Source organism: Polyangiaceae bacterium (assembly GCA_016715885.1).
Lineage (GTDB): Bacteria > Myxococcota_A > Polyangia > Polyangiales > Polyangiaceae > Polyangium.
The window spans coordinates 218,291-234,324 of sequence record JADJXL010000016.1; the positions used below are offsets into that span (position 1 = coordinate 218,291).

Here is a 16,034-nt window from a genome sequence, read left to right on the forward strand (position 1 = left end):
GAAATCAAATTTGTGTGCCTACTTGATGCAGTTCGATTTCCACGTCGCCCCGCGGCCCGTCGCCAAGTTCACCGGGATGATGCCAATGGCGAGCGGAATGGCGCTCGAACATGCCGGCGGGAATGGTCCCAAGTGAACGTCCTGCTCTCCCAGCGTTCCAGGCTCGATCACCTCCATCGAATCCGTGGGCAGGCTGTTCGTCGCCGCTTCTTGCACGTCTTTGATGCATTGCTCCACGGTATCGACCATTTCCGGAAGCGTATTCGCATCGCCTACGCCGCACGCGCTAAAGATGTTTTCAACGATGGTTTGCCACCCGTCGCCAATGATGATGAAGATGTTCATGTTCGGATCCTTGTTGAATCCGGACCCATACACCCACGTGTCGTACCCGACTTTGGAGAATCCTTGGCTCGAGCTTGCGAACAACATGTCGATGACGGGGCCTTGAGGATTCGGAGGCAAGAGATAATCGATAGCCTGGAGTAAGATCAGGTTGTTGATGCTCTTGTCGATCGCGTCGATCAGCTCGCCGTACATCCCATTGATCATTTGTGACAAGAGGGCATTTTGGTTGAACATGCCCATCGTGAGGCTCAAGAAACCGAAATCGCTCGTCCCGGAACCGACCGCGGACTGCGTTTGCCCTTGACCCTTGACCATCAAGACCGCGCCAGCTTCTGCCTTCGCCGCGGCGGTTACGAATTGCCCCATGGCGCGCGTCGTGGGCGCGATCTCGTCGCGCACGAGCGTCGCGAGCGTGTTTCGATTTGCGATCACTCCATGCGCCGTCAAATTCAATGCATTGACTTTTTGCACGGCGGTCTCCAGCGCAGCGCGACGCGCAGAAAGCTCCGTCTCATCGGATGCCTTGAGGGCCATCGGATCAATCGAAGCAATGGCCGTTCGAAGCGCGGCAAGCGAAGTGGAAACTTCTGAAATGGCAGCTCCAAGCTCGTCGTCGCCCGTCGTTTTCGTGACGCCTGCCGCATCGAGCTTTGCCGGAGTCGGGTAATCACCGGGGATTTTGCGCAGGACATCCGTCAGATCCTGATAATGGGCGGGATCCAAATCGGCAACGCCCTTGTCGAGCGAGGCGACCGCATCCTTCAAAGCTTGGTCCGAGCCACCATTCGCAGCCATGACGGCAAAAATCCCATTTTCGACGCCCGAGATTCCAATACCTGCCTTGGCCAGCGCGGGTTTGATGGCTTCATTGAGCACCGAAATGGGCACGGTCGCGGTGAGCGTTTGTCCGTCTACAACCACTTCGCAGCTTGCATCGAATGCACCCGCTTCGGCGAACGTGTACGTCCCTGCGTTTTCGACCACGCCTGCTTGCGGCGCGACAGTGACCTTCGACGTGAATGCGCCACCATAGGGCATGCCGTCTTTTTGCACGCCGCATTGCACCGAAAGCGCGCCACCATTGTCGGCTTCGAGCACCGCGCGGCTCGACGGCAATACGACGGCTGCAAATCCCGCCATGCTTCCGCCTCCAGCGCCGCCTTGCCCACTCGAACCACCACTTCCGGCGCCGCCTTGTCCCGCTCCGCCGCTCCCAGCGCCGCCTTCACCACCGCTGCCATTGCCACCCGAACCTGCAGTCCCCGACGAACTGCTGGATCCGCTTGGATTTTCGCCGTTCCCGCCGCCTCCGCAGCCAAGAGCAGACGCCAGCGCAACGAGCGAACATGCAGCGACGTGACGATTCCAGAATGAATTCGATTTCATGGAAAGCTCCTTCGGTGAGCGAACAACCTCGAACCGTAGGCTGCTCGTAAGTGAGCTGGTAGAATATCATGAAGCGTCCTTTTGGCTCCGAATAAAAATCATGGCGGTCGACACATCCGCCACTCGAAGACGGAGCAGATTCTCGACGTCGAGAACGCATCTTGCCTTCTTGACGACACTCCGGGTTTGACCACAATCGCATCGCTCCCATCGCAGGGAGACGTGCAAAGGAAAGCCGAAATGTCCAAGTATGTCGATGGTTACGTCCTGCCAGTTCGTTCTGACAAACTCGAAGAGTATCGGCGCATAGCGCAAGAGGGTGCCAAGGTGTGGCGCGAACACGGAGCGCTCGAGTACTACGAATGGGTCGCCGACGACGTGCAGCCCGGCAAGCTCACGTCGTTTCCCCAAAGTGTGGATTTGCAGCCCGGCGAGACGGTCATTTTCGCGTACATCGTCTTTCGATCACGCGAACATCGCGACCAGGTGAACGCGCTGGCCATGAGCGATCCGCGCCTCGCGAACATGGACCCCGCAACCATGCCCTTCGACGGCAAACGCATGATCTTCGGCGGCTTCACGCTGCTGGTCGGGGGCTGAGGGTTGAACGTCCTTCGCGAGATCCTCACCGCGCCCATCGAGCACGCTCCGTGGAGCACGTTCGAAGCATGGTGGCAGCGTCATCGGACGATCGTTTGTGCTGCAACGAATGACATCGACGCTGCCATCTTGGGCGGTTTTCTAAGTGAAACCCTCGCGCCCGCGTTTGCCTGCGGCTACCATGCGGCTCTGCGCGCGCTCGTGCCTGGTTTGCCCACGGACTGCGTCACGTCGCTCTGCGTGACGGAGCGCGGTGGCGGGCACCCTCGTGCCATTCGTACCCGACTCGAAAGTGGTGCGTCTGGTACGTACACCATCACCGGGGAAAAACGCTGGGCGACGCTCTCACCACACGCCGGGTTGCTCCTCGTCGTCGCGAGCGCCTTTGAGGATCCCGCGACAAACCGTAGCTCGTTTCGCGTCGTTCGCGTATCTCCCAAGGCCGCGGGCGTCAAAATTGTCCCGATGCCCGAACCTCCGTTTGTCCCGGAAATCTCGCACGCTGAAATTTCGTTCGACAAAGTGGCCGTGAGCGATGCCGACATCCTTCCAGGGGACGGCTACGACGACTACGTAAAACCATTTCGGACGATCGAAGACATCCACGTACATGCTGCGGGGGCCGGGTATCTCGTCCGGGTTTGTCGCACCCACGACCTTGGTCGCGCCTTGATCGAAAGGCTCGTTCACGTTCTCGCGTCGCTTCGATCGCTTGCCGCAGCCGATCCGAAAGATCCTGTGACGCATATCATCTTGGCGGGACTTCTTGCCGAATCAGGCTCCATCCTTCGCGACATTGACGGAGTCTTCGCGAAGACTGCACCGAAGGAATACGCCAAGTTTGCAACGGACAAACCCATCTTCGACGTTGCCTCGCGCGTGCGTGGCGAGCGTGCGACAAAAGCATGGGAACGTTTGTCTAAGTAAAACAAGTCAAGCCCAGTCACTTTTTCTTTTTGCGCTTCAAGTAGAACTCGAAGTTCGTCTGGAGGCGCTTGTCATTGGGGCTTGCTCGAGCTGCTTTTCGGGCGGCTTCTTCGCCAATCTCGAATTCGCCGATCCAGTACGCGCTCGATGCTACGAGGTCCGCCATTTTCCACGTGTAGACTTCTTCATCCACGAAGAGCGTATCTTGCTTGGGAAAGGGTAGCTCGTAGCCGCGACGTGCAAACAAAAACGTGAGCGCGTGCTGCTTCAAGGCGTCATGGTGCGCTGCAATTGCATAAAGCGGCTCGGCACGATGCGGCGCAAAAAGATGCGCATCGAGATACCGTGATTGAACTTCGAGCCACGAACGGTTTTTCGCAGCAGCAATTTTCGCGAGCGTGAGGCGTGATTCGAAGACTTCTTCGCGCCAACCATCCAGAGCGATCCGCCGGCCAAACGCCGCTTCCGCTTCGTCGTATCGCTTCAGCCAAAAAAGTGTATTGGCCAAGTAAAACGCGGCTCGCGCGTCTCGAGGATCGTCCGCGAGAGCTTTTTGCAATAGGCCCACGTCACGTTCCCATCGCTTTCGCGATCGTTCCAGCGCGTCCTGGCCTGGGTGATGTCGAATGATGACGTCCGGTATTCGATGGCTCGGCGGGAGCCTATCCGCATGCGTGAGAACCTCGTGCACGACCCCGCGAAAACGCCAGCCAGCGCGCGCGCGGAGCACGCGTGCCGAATCGAACAATATCCCCGCTCGGACGCGCACGTAGTACGCTTCGCGATCCGGCCCTCGCGCAGCGCGTTCGCGTGCGAGAAACGCTCGCAAAGACTTGCCATTTTCGAGCTCGTCGTCCGCATCGAGCCACAGGATGAACTCGGTGTTCGTGCCAGCCCTATCGAGCGCCAAATTGCGTGTCGTGGAAAAGTCCACGAACGGTTCGTCGTAGAGCTCGCCGGGGACGCCGGCCATTTCTTCACGAATCACTTCCCGCGTCGCATCGCTCGAACCCGTATCGAGAATGACCCAGCGATCGATGAACGGTTTCACGCTTCGAAGCGTGCGCGCGATCGTCGCCGCTTCGTCCTTTACGATCATCGAAAGCGTCAAGAGGTCGCCGCCGTCGTTCTTCATCATCGTCCTCGTGCAGGTCTCTTCGCGCCAAAGCGCCTCAACTCGTCTCGTTTGTCAAGCCTTCGTGCGTTGCAAGGTGAGTCGCTCTTGTCATGCGCGCTCATTTCTGCTTACCTGTTGGCCATGCGAAACTTTTTGCTCGTTCTTGGCGTGCTTGCGTCCGTTGCCACGACTTCCGTTGCGTTTGCCGATGTACCACCTCCGGACACGTACGGCTGCAACATGAAGGCCGCGGGCGACGCGTGCGAAAAAGACGACGGGTCCGCGGGAACATGCGTGACGTCCACGTGCACCAAGCTCGATTACAGCGATGGTTCGCCCCCTGGAACCATTGAATACGATTGTTTGATTTGCACAACGTCTGCCAGTTCCAGCTCGGGGTCCGGCTCCTCGACTTCGTCGAGCAGTGGTGGTTCGAGTGAGGACGAGGGCGGCTGTTCCGTGCGAAATGGCGGCATGGCAGGAGCCGTCGGGGCGTGGACTCTGGGCGCAGCGGTGCTGCTTCTTTCGCGTCGCGTGCGTGCGCGCGGTCGCAAACGCAATTCGTGAAAGTCCTTTTCTACCTCGCATTCCGAACGCTCGTGCGTAGCCGCATTTCGTTTGTGCTGCTTCTTGCGGCGGTTGCGGCAGGTGTCGGTTTTCAAATCCCCAATACTGCAAACCTCAATGGTTATACCGCCGAGCTACGTGAAAAGGGGATTTCACGCGACACTGGGCACGTCGTCGTGTCGGCGCGAAACGGTGGTGCATTTTCCGATGCCGACGCGCTCGCAGCCCGTATCGCCCAAGAGCCATTTGCAAAAGGTGCTGCGGTTCGGTTCGTCCACGTAGGTTCGCTTTTCGTCGACGACCGAACTGCATCGGCCCGCGTGACGGGAATCGACGTATCGGCAGAGGATGCGACCATCGGGTTTTGTCGTGAAGTGGCTTCGGGCAAATGCATCACTTCGGGAGAAGAGCGTCAGGCCGTCATTGGTGCTGTGCTCGCGGAACAAATTGGCGCCAAGGTCGGAACCAAACTGAAAGTGGCGCTGCCGTATTTCATTGGCGACGACCTGCGGCTCGTTTCGGAGCATTTCGAGGTCGTAGGAGTGCTCGAAGGAGGCGGGGGGCTCCGGACCGATTACGCATTGTATGCGCCGCTCGGCGCAATGCGCGATATCTTCAAAAAGCAGGGAGCGGGCACGGAAATCCGGGTTTTTACGACCGATGATCGCAAAGCGGAGGAATGGGCAAAGCGGGTTTCGGCAATCGCACCGGAGCACAAGGTCGAGCCCTGGTTTCAGGCGCACGAATTCATCAAAAATGCCATTGACGCCAACCGCGCCATCGCCGCGATATCCACGTCCATGGTCGTCGTGGCCGTCATGATCCCCGTTCTCGCGCTTCTCTACATTCACGTGCTGGCGGAACGCCGTCGCATTGCGACCATTGCAGCGCTCGGATTCAGCCGGCGCGAAATTTTTGCCATTCATCTCTTCGAAGCGCTCATCGTGGGTGGAATCGGCACGATGCTCGGCGCGGGCGTCGGTTATGCCCTCTGCAAATACTTTATAAAGCACCCCATCTTTTCACATGCTGGATTTGTGGTTTTACCGAGCATAACATTGAATGCGTTTCTGGTCCCAGCGCTCGTCTTGTTCGCAACGACGCTATTTGCAGGCATCGTTCCGGCCGTCATTGCTTCGCGAGCAGAGCCGGCCATCGAATTGCGCAGAGAATAGTTTTTATGCTTTACGCTCTTCAAAACCTCTCTAAGTCGTTTCATACGCCCGCGGGCATCGTCGAAGCATTGACCGAAGTTTCCGTCACCGTTGCCGATGGCGAAATGATTGCGGTGGTGGGACCGAGCGGTTCGGGCAAGAGCACGCTGTTGGGGATACTCGGCTTGCTCGACGCCGAATTCACTGGCGACCTCGAAATGCGTGGCCGATCGATTCGAGGCATGTCGAATCGGCAGCGGGCGCGCACGCGACTTGCCGAAGTGGGGCTCATTTTTCAAAGTTTTCATTTGCTGCCCGCGCTCGACGTACGTCACAACGTTGCGCTTCCCCATTGGAAGCTGCATGGCAACGAGAAACGCGCGCTCGATCGCGCCGACGGACTGTTGGGGGAGCTTGGGCTTGCAGAACGTGCTCGCAGCGACGTCATGCAGCTTTCCGGAGGTGAAATGCAGCGCGTGGCGATTGCTCGATCCCTCATCAACGATCCAGCCGTGCTGCTGGCCGATGAACCGACGGCAAACCTCGACGACGCCAATGCGGCCGCAGTCATAGCGCTATTTCGTCGCGCACATGCGCGCGGCGCGGCAGTCGTCGTGTGCACGCACGATACCGAGCTGCTTGCAGAATTCCCGCGTGTCCTGCGCCTACGGCGAGGCAAACTGGTCGCGTAATGAGTGCCTCGTCATCTCGTTCATTCGAATACCTTGCACGCGCGCGCCGCAGTCGTGGTAAAGTCGTGTCGTGACGAGCGCCGCGATGGCATGGAAAAGCGCAGCGGAAACCGGATGGATCGGCCATCGCCGCTTCGATCTGGTCTTTTTCTTCGGCAGTGCGCTCGTTGCCGCAAGCGTTGGCGCGCTCGCATTGGCCGTGCCTGGGTTCGTCGTGCCGCTTTTCTGGGCGTTTCTCCTATTCGTTGACGGCCCACACCTTTTGGCCACGTGGGCTCGTACGTATTTGGATGCGGCCGAACGCCGCCGTCGACGAAGACTGCTCGTTGGAAGTTTTGCGTGGCTTTTGCCGGGACTTTTGGCGTGGCTAGCCGCACACCTTACGCATTCACGCGCCCCGATAGATCTATTCTTGCTTTTTGCTACGCTATGGAGCTTTCATCACGCCATTAGACAGTTTTATGGCATTCTTGCCATTTATCAGCATCATGCACGCAGCGCGCTCGTCGCACGACGCTGCGATCGTTACTTTTTGCATGGAATTTTGTGGCTGGCGTTCGGTTTGTTTTCTTTTGGGCATCCGCAAAATCGTTCACTCTTCGGATTCCCGCAGGATTTTCCGCGTTGGATTTCGATGGCTGGCATGGGCCTGCTCGTGACGCTCGGTGTATCGGTCGTGGCGTACGGCATGTTTCGTCGCCTGCGGTTTCCCGATGAAAGCTCGAGGCCCCTTTTGTTTTTGCTTGGGCCCGCGATTGGTTTGCAATTGTATGCGATGTTCGTCGTTGGCACCTTCGAACCGCTGATTCCGCGCCCCGAGGACCCCGAACAAGCATTCATGGCGTCCACATCCGTGGGTGGTATCGTTCATGGGATGAATTACCTCGGCATCACGGCGATCGTGGGACTGCGCCGCCACGGGCAAAACACCGACGGTTCCATCGCCGCGCTCTTGGGCAGACGACCGCTTTTAGCATACGGGGTATTCGTGGTCATATCGCTCGGGTATCTCGCGTTGAACGCAGCGCGAGGGGTTCTTCCTGGTATAACGCCGTTTCCCCGTCAGAGTGCAATCGCGGACCTATTTCTCGTCCTGTATTGGGGAATCTTTTTTCATCATTATTATCTCGACCAGCATATTTGGCACGTACGTACGGACGAAACGCTACGATTCGAGCTTGGATTGCAGGCGGCCGAGGGAGCGCGCGCATGAATCCTCCCCGCTCGGCGCTCGTGATTGGAGGTACCGGATACGTTGGACGTGAAGTCGTGCGGGCCTTCGCTCGCGAGGGAATCGGCGTGGTATTCACATACCATCGTCATGCCGACGTTGCTCGAACGCTCGAGGCCGAGACCGGTGCACGTTCATTTCCGACAAACCTTACGAATCCAAACGAAATACGTGAGCTATTCTCACGCCTCGATGAACACTCGCTCGTGCCGGACATTTTGATCCATTGTGCCGTGCTCGCGTGTCGCTCGTCTATCGCCGATGTCACGGATTCCTATCATGATGAATTGTATGCGGTCAACGTGCGGTCAATCCTCGTTGCGGTGCAATCGTTCGTTTCGAGGCTTGGTGGGCGAGGTGGTGACGTCGTTTTGACGGCTTCGCAGGCGGGAATCACGAAACTGCCAGCGTCGGTTCCATTTGCAGCAACGCAATCGGCGCGACTCGGCATGACGCACGCGCTTGCCAAGGAGCTTGGTTCTGCGGACGTGCGCGTCAATTTGGTGCTGCTCGGCGTGCTCGATGGGGGCATTACGGCACAAATCGAACAGGCCCAGCTCGAGGACTATCAGCGTTTCAGCGCATTGTCTCGGCGTGGGACATCCGTGGAGGCGGCCCGTGCCATCGTTCGGCTGGCGCTTACGAATCGGTGGATGACCGGGTCGATCTTGCCCGTGACGGGGGGATTATGACGCCTCGATGGGTTGGCATTGGGCTTTTCGCGGTGCTCGTGGCGCATGCTTTTTTCGAGAAATTGCCGTCCAATCTGCTTTACGAAATGCTTTACGCGTGCCACGTGGCAACGGCCATTCTCGCTGTTGGAATTTTGCTAAAAAAGAAGGAATTTGTCATTTTTGGTTTTTCGTTTCATTTGGGCGCAGGATCCTGGGGGTACCTATTCGACCTGTGCGCCACTCGGACAACGACGTGGACGTCGGTGCTGGTGCACGTGGCGCCGCTCGTCGTGGGATTTGCGGAAGTGCGCCGGTCGGGGTTGCCGCGATGGGCACCGTGGATATCGTTTGCTTTTCTTGCGTCGATGGTGGTGTTCGCGTATTATTTCACGCCACCTGCGCTCAATGTGAATCTCGCGCACCGGCCGTGGCCGCCGGTTGCGAGTTTGACGAGTGCCCTTTGGGCAACCTGGGTGGTCAATCTGATATTCGGTTTTTTCTTGATCATGACCACCGACTGGCTCGTCCGGAAATGGCTCGCACGCACGAGCGCAATCGAGCTCGGGAGTTGACGCATCATGGCGGACGCAGGGGCATCGGCAGAAAAAACGTTGAGCATCACGACGAGTCTTTGCCATACGTGCAAAAAGACGGTGCAAGCCGAAGTCGTGCGGACAGGCGATGAGGTTTTTCTTCGCAAGCGATGCGATGCGCACGGCGCGGCAGACGTATTGCTTTCGTCGTCGGCCGATTGGTATGAAAGCACCGTGGCTCATTCTACGGTCCTTTCGCCGCCCGCAAAGCCTCGACCGGTGGCGGCTGGATGTCCGTACGATTGCGGCCCGTGTGCTTCCCACGAGCAACGTAATCACTTGCCCGTCGTTCCCATCACATCAAAATGCGACCTCGATTGCCCCATTTGTTATACACACAATAAAAACGACGGCGCGTATCACATGTCGGAGGACGAGCTTGCCTCCATTTTGAAGCACTTGCAACATACGGTGCCGGACAGGCGCATTCTCAATTTGACTGGGGGCGAACCGACGCAGCATCCGGCATTTGAAAAGCTGGTTGATTTGTGTGCGCAACATGGCATCAATCGAGTCACCATATCGACGCACGGCTTGCGGTTCTTGCGGGACGAACCTTTGCTCGAACGTCTCGCGAAAATGGGCGCGCGGATCATTTTGTCGTTCGATTCGTTCGAAAGTGAAGCAAACAAGAAAATGCTCGGGGGTCATCACCTGAATGCAAAATTGAAAATTCTCGACTTGCTCGAAAAGCACCATGTCGATACGACGCTCTTGCCCGTTCTGGCACGGGGTGTAAATGATCACGAGATCGGCGCTTTCCTTGATTTGGCACTATCAAAAAATTTCATCCGATCCGTCGAATTTCATCCAATGACGTTCACCGGGCAAAGCGGGACGAGTTTCGAGCGCAGCGCGAGATATACGGCATTCGATGCCGTGGCCGATATCGAAAGACAAACGCAAGGCCTCATACGGGTCGAGGACTTCGTGCCGTCGCCGCTCGCGCATCCACTATGTTATCAAATCGCATACTTGTTGCGATTGCGCGATGGTCGGTGGATACCTTTTACGCGTTTCATGACGCGCGACGACCTGCGCCATCTCCTTTCGCTTGCGCTTTATATCGTGCCTGGCCCGGAAATGGAACAGATTCTCACGGACGTGCTCAACCGATTGTGGGCGGGCGAAGTGGAATGCGAAGACCTGGATGAAGTCCTCGCGTCGCTCAAAGAGCTCGTGACGCGCATGTTTGCCCCCGATACGGACGAGCAGCGCCGGATGCTCATTGCCGAAACATGCACGAAGGCCATTTACGTGCACACGCACATGGACGAAGAAACGTTCGATACGGATCGCATTCGCAAGTGTTGTGTGGGGATGCCGGGTCCCGATGGATCGAACATTCCTTCATGCGCCTACAACGTTCTTTATCGCGAACGCGATGCGAGGTTCACCCCGCAACCCGCCGCTGCGCTCGTCAAGCTCGGTTTGGGGCGGCGCGCATGAAAACATCGCTCGAAGGTAAACGGTGTCTCGTCACGGGCGGTTCACGCAACCTCGGTCGAGCCATCTGTTTGGCGCTGGGTCGTGCGGGGGCAAAAGTCGCATACACATACAAAGAGCGCGATGACGACGCGGCAGAAACGGGCCGGCTTTTGCGCGAAATCGGTGTGGAACCCGTCGTCGTGAAGGGCTCCGTATTCGATGCGAAGCACGTGGCACAGGCCGTAAAAGCGGTGGAAGTCGCGTTTGGCGGCATCGACGTTTTGGTGAACAATGCCGGCCTTACACAGATATTGCCCATTGCGCTCATCGAGGAAGACGAATGGGATGCCGTGATGGATACGAACGTCAAGGGGCCGTATCTTTTTTCGCGTGCCGTGTTGCGGTCGATGATTCGGTCGAAAAAGGGGCACATTCTGAACATCGGATCATTCGGCGCCGATCGGGTCCTCGATGCGCCCGTGCATTACGCCGCATCCAAAGCGGCGATCGTTGGGTTTTCAATGGCGCTCGCGAAAGAAGTCGGTCGCTATGGAATTGCCGTCAATTGCCTCGTGCCGGGACTGCTCGAGACGGGACTGTCGCATCGATTGCCGAAACACCGCGTCGATAGTTATGTCGCGCAATCGGCGCTCGGTCGCCTTGGAACGGTCGAAGAAATCGCAGATTTTGCGGCGTGGCTCGTATCCGACGAAAACTCGTTCATGACGGGTGGTCAGGTCGTCATCGATGGTGGTTTGTGATCAAACCGTGATTCCGTGGCGCTTGACCTCGACCATTCGAATGAATGTTTGTACTGAAAAAAGTGCGAGGATTTGTACGGGCCGTAGGCCTGGCACGATGCGATCTTTCGCTTCGGGGAGCAATTCACGCAACCTTTCGAGGCCCTTTTCGGACACGACGCCTCCGGGGGCGAATTCATCGTCCGTCATGTCACCTTGGGCTGCTTTTTGCATTTCGCCCCGCGTGATCTGGATGCCGAACGTACGCTCGATTTTGAAGACGATGTCGAGATAATCGAGCGATTCGGCGCCGAGGTCCGTCATGAGAAGCGACTCGTTCTTGACGGCGCTGGGATCGAGCGCGAGGGCTTCGGCGACGATGTTGCGGACTTTTTCAGCAATTTCGGGATCGGACGATTCGGGCAAGACGACGGCCATTGGGAATGTTCTCCAGCGAAGTGGCTGCGATGTTACGCGCTAGCGGCGCGTCCATCAAGCCCCCTGGTCATTTCTGTTTCGATGCTTCCACGGCTTTGGCCGTGACTTCGAGGATTTGGGAGTTCGTGGGCCTGTCGGCGACATTTTCGCCCACTTTTTTCCAAAAGATCGTGCCGTTCGGGAGGACCACGAAAACCGCCGGAACGGCGATGTCTCGGCCTTCCATGGCCACGCCCCATTGCAATGCCACACGCAAGTCTTTGTCCTCGAGCAGCGGATAGGGCAATTCGAGAGATTTCGCCAGTTTGGCGGAATCTTCGGCAGTATCGACGCTGATCGCTGCGATTCCGACACCTCGCTTCTGAAGAACCGGATACAGATTTGCCAGCTGCCCGAGCTGGACACGACAATACGGTCACCAATATCCACGGTAAAACGCAATGACGGCCGGGCCGTTGGCCGTCAAGTCTGCGAGCGAGACCTGTTTGCCCGCGGAGTCGGTCAGGGAAAACGCGGGTGCAGGCGCGTTCGTGGCGACGGACGGTGCGCGCGTTTTGACACAGGCCACGCCGACGAGCGCCACGAACGTGGCGAGCACAAAGAGGCGACGAGATTGCATAACCGAGTATTTCGCTTGCATGGTGTGTACCTGATCGAAACGGGTTGCCTACGTACTGGCGGATGCATTCGTGGACGCGGCGATTTGCCCAAGCCGCCCGGCCCAGTAAATCCAAAGGCCGCAGAAGCATAGAAAGATTGCAAGAAATAGCCAAGCGCCCCACGGAGCGCCTTGCCCGATCGACAGGATGAGACCCACGATCGTCGCGCCGGACCAAAGAATCTTGAGGCGCAGCATCGTTCGGAAACTCGCGAGGTCGGCGTGGCGGCCCAGCAGCGATTCACCTCCGATTCCAACGAGCGCTGCGCCGACGACTCGACTGACGACCGGATCGACGACGGTCCAGCCGAGCGGCCGAAGGAGCATTTCGGGCGCGAGGATCAGTGGAATGGCAAAGAAGATGTCGGCGACGAAGTGCACGACGAACCAGAACCGTAGACGCGGGGGAACCATGAGACCTCGTTTCCGCTGCTCCATTGGAGCATGTCGAGAATGCTCGGGGCAAGGGAATTCGTCACGTGCAAAAGCGTTCGACGACATCGAAGAGCAAATCGGTGCCCCACGCGAGCCCATCGACGGGAATGCGTTCGTCTCGGCCATGGAACAGTTCGGCAAAGCGCAATCCGGGGGGCATTTTGACGGGGGAAAACCCATACCACTTGGCTCCGAGCTTCGTGAAGTACTTGGCGTCGGTAAAGCCGGGGATCATGTAGGGGATGACGGCGGCAGAGGGTTCCCTTGCGAGGATTGCATTGCGGATGGTGTCGAATAGAGGAGATTCGACGGGATCGGTGGTCGTTGCGGGCATGTACTTGAGCACTTCGAGAGAAATGCCAGGGCCTAGCACCGCGGACAGTTCGCGCAAGAAGTCGTCTTCGGTTTGTCCGGGAAGGGTTCGTCCGTCGATATCCATTTCGGCAACCCCTGGAATGACATTGATTTTTGCGCCGGCGCGAAGCAGTGTCGGAGAGGCAGTATTCGATAAAAGCGCCGCGAACGAGCGTGCGATCGAGCGATCGGGAAGCTTGCGGAGAATATGAGGAGCTACGTTCGGGTGCAAAAGCTTGAGCAGCAGCGGCGTGAGCGGGCCGGCTTTTCGTGATGCAAGCCCTTCTACGAAATCGCGCACATAAGGCGTCACGTGCACGGGCAAACCATCTTCGCCAAGCCTTGCAATGGCTTCTGCGAGCTTGATGATGGCGGAGTCTTCGCGAGGCATGGAGCCGTGCCCGGCTTCACCGGTCACGCGCGCACGCACCCAACAAATCCCTTTTTCGGCGACTTGAATGGGATAAAAAATGCCACCTCCGACATGGAGCGTATACCCGCCGCTTTCGCCAATGGCGTATTCGGCTCGCACGAGGTCCGCGTGATTCTCCACGAGAAACCGTGAACCGTAATCACAACCCGCCTCTTCGTCCGCGACGGCTGCGAAAATGATGTCCCTGCGGAGCTTGCGTTTTTCTCGCGCGAGACGAGTCATGATGGCAATCGACATCGCGGCCATGTTTTTCATATCGATGGCCCCACGACCCCACAAGCAACCATCGGCGATGACGCCCGAGAATGGGGGGTGAGCCCACACGGCGGGATCCGCTTCGACCACGTCGAGATGTGCGGTGAGAAGCAATGGCGGCAATTCGCCAGTGCCCGTGAGCCGCGCAACGACATTCGCCCGATCGGGTGCGCTTTCGATGAGTTTCGGTGACAAGCCGGCGCGATCGAGCTCATCGGCCACGACGTCCGCGGCGGCTCGTTCTCGGCCCGGGGGATTGGTCGTGTCGATGCGAAGAAGCGTTTGGCATAGGCGGATCGCGTGATTGGCAAGCTCGCTATATGCGCCCAAGTCTGCGGAAGCTTCGGACGATGTCGTCATGGTGGGGCGCATGCTACCAATATTTCGAGCGTTGAGTATGTGCTATTTCGTCCCGAGTCCTTCACAAGTTGCCGAACCGAGTTACAACATGTCGCTTGACGGTTGACTCGGATCGGAATAATCTGAAGAGGATGTTGTTGTCGAGCAGCCCTTTTCAGATTGTGCTCGATCCGCGACTGCGGGTTCAGGGATCACTGAATGGCGCAATGCGGCCAACATCCGTGTGGCCCGCACGTGACATGATACGAGAGCAGGTGGGGTAAGCGATGGGCATTGAGCTGGCGAAAGTGGTCGACTACGTGCGTCTGAAATCGAGAGGGACGGCGGTCGTGGATCTCGCTAGGCTGAATTTGCTTGTTGGGCGCGCCATTTCGCGCAATGCGATGACGTTGCCCGACGAGCCCGAAGTCGTTCAGCGCGCTTGGTTCCACGCTCGCTCGATTCTTGGTGAGCCGGAACCCAAAGGAGCGTGATGAGCAAGGAAATAGGCCCCGCATTCGATATTGAGCGGGGCATTATTGATCTTGGTGGCAGGCGCGTCGTGCTGCACTGCAACCATTACAATGTCTTCCTTCAACGCACCATCGAGGATGGTCTCAAGGCCCGTGCGCCGCGGTTGCTTGCAGCAGCAGGCATGGAAACTGCCCGTAATTTGCTTGGCGGGCTGGAAGTGAAAGCGCCATCCGCTTCGCCGCGTGAGTCGCTCGAACGTGCCGTGCGTATCTTCGCCGAGCATGGTTTTGGTGCTATCGATATCAGTCGAATGAATGACCAGGGCGGTACGGCGACCATTGCCCGGTCGCATTATGCCATCGGATGGCGTTCACGCTGGGGCATTCGCCAAACGCCTGGTTGCTACTTTCCCGCCGGGTATCTCGCAGGTGCCGTCGCCATTGCATCGAATCTCGCGCCCGAGCGAGTCGTCGCGACGGAAACGGCGTGTTACGCGGCCGGCGCAGAGCAATGCACGTTCGTCGTGGAGGTGTGGTAATGGGTATGGACGAACGCGCGGTCACCGAAGCCGTCGCCGGGCTCGAGCTCCGCGGCAATGAAGAAGGATTGATCCCGGCTTTCGGCCTGTACCTCACGAAGCATTTCGCCGATTACTACAATCGGATTTCCTTCGGTTTGGTCGGTGCATTCATTCGAGAATTACCCGAGCTCGAAGAGGACGCCATTGCGCTGTTGACCGAAGCAGGTCACGTTTGCGCATTTCACACGTTCGGCGGCATCATGGTTTCCGTGGAATGGGACGCGGTCGTGCGCCCCATGATTTCGACGCGCGAAGACTGGGCCAAAGGCATGATCGGCGTCGTCAATGCGCTCGGATGGGGACGATATCGGCTCGCCGAGCTCGTGCCGAACGAGCGGTTGGTGCTCGAAATTGCGCATAGTTACGAAGCCGTCGGCATGCTCGAAGGTTATGGCAAGGCCAAGCACCCGCGGTGTTTTTTGGCGGCCGGTGGCGGTGCAGGTCTCATGAATTTGCTGTACCAGGGCGATATCACGAAAAGGCCCGCGCTGACCGAGGATTACTACCATGAAGTCTTCGGCCATCCGCGTAGCTTCCGCGCTCGAGAAACCCGCTGCCTTGCAATGGGTGATTCGCACTGCGAAATCGTCGTCGAGCGGCAACGCCACTAG

Annotated in this window: 20 protein-coding genes; 13 read left to right on the top strand and 7 right to left on the bottom strand. The window is 58.0% G+C overall.

Going from position 1 to position 16,034, the window contains the following annotated elements; translation table 11 throughout:
* Nucleotides 1–18 precede the first annotated feature (18 nt).
* Nucleotides 19–1,734, bottom strand: a complete 1,716-nt coding sequence (locus IPM54_18415; GenBank protein MBK9261761.1) for a hypothetical protein — start codon at nucleotides 1,732–1,734, stop codon at nucleotides 19–21.
* A gap of 240 nt (nucleotides 1,735–1,974) precedes the next feature.
* Between IPM54_18415 and IPM54_18420 the strand changes: the two genes are divergently transcribed.
* Nucleotides 1,975–2,334 carry a DUF1428 domain-containing protein gene (locus IPM54_18420; GenBank protein MBK9261762.1) on the top strand — a complete coding sequence of 120 codons (360 nt, stop codon included), beginning with the start codon at nucleotides 1,975–1,977 and terminating at the stop codon, nucleotides 2,332–2,334.
* A gap of 3 nt (nucleotides 2,335–2,337) precedes the next feature.
* Nucleotides 2,338–3,261, top strand: coding sequence for an acyl-CoA dehydrogenase family protein (locus IPM54_18425; GenBank protein ID MBK9261763.1), 924 nt, complete (start codon nucleotides 2,338–2,340; stop codon nucleotides 3,259–3,261).
* Nucleotides 3,262–3,277: 16 nt separating this feature from the next.
* Here IPM54_18425 and IPM54_18430 read toward each other — a convergent pair whose 3' ends face one another.
* The gene (locus IPM54_18430) at nucleotides 3,278–4,399 is read right to left on the bottom strand and encodes a glycosyltransferase (protein ID MBK9261764.1); all 1,122 of its coding nucleotides are present in this window, start codon (nucleotides 4,397–4,399) and stop codon (nucleotides 3,278–3,280) included.
* A gap of 120 nt (nucleotides 4,400–4,519) precedes the next feature.
* Between IPM54_18430 and IPM54_18435 the strand changes: the two genes are divergently transcribed.
* From IPM54_18435 to IPM54_18470, 8 genes are all read left to right on the top strand, one after another.
* On the top strand, nucleotides 4,520–4,945 hold the full coding sequence (locus IPM54_18435) for a hypothetical protein (GenBank protein MBK9261765.1): 426 nt from the start codon (nucleotides 4,520–4,522) through the stop codon (nucleotides 4,943–4,945).
* Nucleotides 4,942–6,120: an ABC transporter permease gene (locus IPM54_18440; protein ID MBK9261766.1), complete on the top strand. Its 1,179-nt coding sequence runs from the start codon at nucleotides 4,942–4,944 to the stop codon at nucleotides 6,118–6,120. The genes IPM54_18435 and IPM54_18440 overlap by 4 nt, the downstream gene beginning before the upstream one ends.
* A 5-nt stretch (nucleotides 6,121–6,125) precedes the next feature.
* Nucleotides 6,126–6,791: an ABC transporter ATP-binding protein gene (locus IPM54_18445; protein ID MBK9261767.1), complete on the top strand. Its 666-nt coding sequence runs from the start codon at nucleotides 6,126–6,128 to the stop codon at nucleotides 6,789–6,791.
* 85 nt (nucleotides 6,792–6,876) lie between these two features.
* Entirely contained in the window at nucleotides 6,877–8,004 is a 1,128-nt protein-coding gene (locus IPM54_18450; GenBank protein MBK9261768.1) for a hypothetical protein, read from the top strand.
* Entirely contained in the window at nucleotides 8,001–8,714 is a 714-nt protein-coding gene (locus IPM54_18455) for an SDR family oxidoreductase (GenBank protein ID MBK9261769.1), read from the top strand. The genes IPM54_18450 and IPM54_18455 overlap by 4 nt, the downstream gene beginning before the upstream one ends.
* A complete protein-coding gene (locus tag IPM54_18460) occupies nucleotides 8,711–9,268 on the top strand; it encodes a hypothetical protein (protein MBK9261770.1) in 558 nt (185 codons plus the stop codon). Before IPM54_18455 ends, IPM54_18460 begins: the two co-directional genes overlap by 4 nt.
* A gap of 6 nt (nucleotides 9,269–9,274) precedes the next feature.
* On the top strand, nucleotides 9,275–10,738 hold the full coding sequence (locus IPM54_18465) for a radical SAM protein (protein ID MBK9261771.1): 1,464 nt from the start codon (nucleotides 9,275–9,277) through the stop codon (nucleotides 10,736–10,738).
* Nucleotides 10,735–11,478: an SDR family oxidoreductase gene (locus IPM54_18470; GenBank protein ID MBK9261772.1), complete on the top strand. Its 744-nt coding sequence runs from the start codon at nucleotides 10,735–10,737 to the stop codon at nucleotides 11,476–11,478. The genes IPM54_18465 and IPM54_18470 overlap by 4 nt, the downstream gene beginning before the upstream one ends.
* On the opposite strand, the gene IPM54_18475 is transcribed toward IPM54_18470, so the two are convergent.
* The 5 genes from IPM54_18475 to IPM54_18495 form a co-directional block, all read right to left on the bottom strand.
* On the bottom strand, nucleotides 11,479–11,895 hold the full coding sequence (locus IPM54_18475; GenBank protein ID MBK9261773.1) for an acyl carrier protein: 417 nt from the start codon (nucleotides 11,893–11,895) through the stop codon (nucleotides 11,479–11,481).
* Between the two features lie 67 nt (nucleotides 11,896–11,962).
* A complete protein-coding gene (locus tag IPM54_18480) occupies nucleotides 11,963–12,283 on the bottom strand; it encodes a redoxin domain-containing protein (GenBank protein MBK9261774.1) in 321 nt (106 codons plus the stop codon).
* Between the two features lie 27 nt (nucleotides 12,284–12,310).
* Nucleotides 12,311–12,535 carry a redoxin domain-containing protein gene (locus IPM54_18485; GenBank protein MBK9261775.1) on the bottom strand — a complete coding sequence of 75 codons (225 nt, stop codon included), beginning with the start codon at nucleotides 12,533–12,535 and terminating at the stop codon, nucleotides 12,311–12,313.
* 27 nt (nucleotides 12,536–12,562) lie between these two features.
* Entirely contained in the window at nucleotides 12,563–12,967 is a 405-nt protein-coding gene (locus tag IPM54_18490; GenBank protein MBK9261776.1) for a hypothetical protein, read from the bottom strand.
* Between the two features lie 61 nt (nucleotides 12,968–13,028).
* Nucleotides 13,029–14,390: a M20/M25/M40 family metallo-hydrolase gene (locus IPM54_18495; protein MBK9261777.1), complete on the bottom strand. Its 1,362-nt coding sequence runs from the start codon at nucleotides 14,388–14,390 to the stop codon at nucleotides 13,029–13,031.
* Between the two features lie 266 nt (nucleotides 14,391–14,656).
* Between IPM54_18495 and IPM54_18500 the strand changes: the two genes are divergently transcribed.
* The 3 genes from IPM54_18500 to IPM54_18510 are packed head-to-tail and all read left to right on the top strand — an operon-like array spanning nucleotide 14,657 to nucleotide 16,034.
* On the top strand, nucleotides 14,657–14,863 hold the full coding sequence (locus IPM54_18500) for a hypothetical protein (GenBank protein MBK9261778.1): 207 nt from the start codon (nucleotides 14,657–14,659) through the stop codon (nucleotides 14,861–14,863).
* Complete coding sequence (locus IPM54_18505; protein MBK9261779.1) at nucleotides 14,863–15,381, top strand: hypothetical protein; 519 nt, start codon at nucleotides 14,863–14,865, stop codon at nucleotides 15,379–15,381. The genes IPM54_18500 and IPM54_18505 overlap by 1 nt, the downstream gene beginning before the upstream one ends.
* Nucleotides 15,381–16,034 (top strand): hypothetical protein, encoded by a 654-nt coding sequence (locus tag IPM54_18510; protein MBK9261780.1) that lies wholly within the window; start codon nucleotides 15,381–15,383, stop codon nucleotides 16,032–16,034. Before IPM54_18505 ends, IPM54_18510 begins: the two co-directional genes overlap by 1 nt.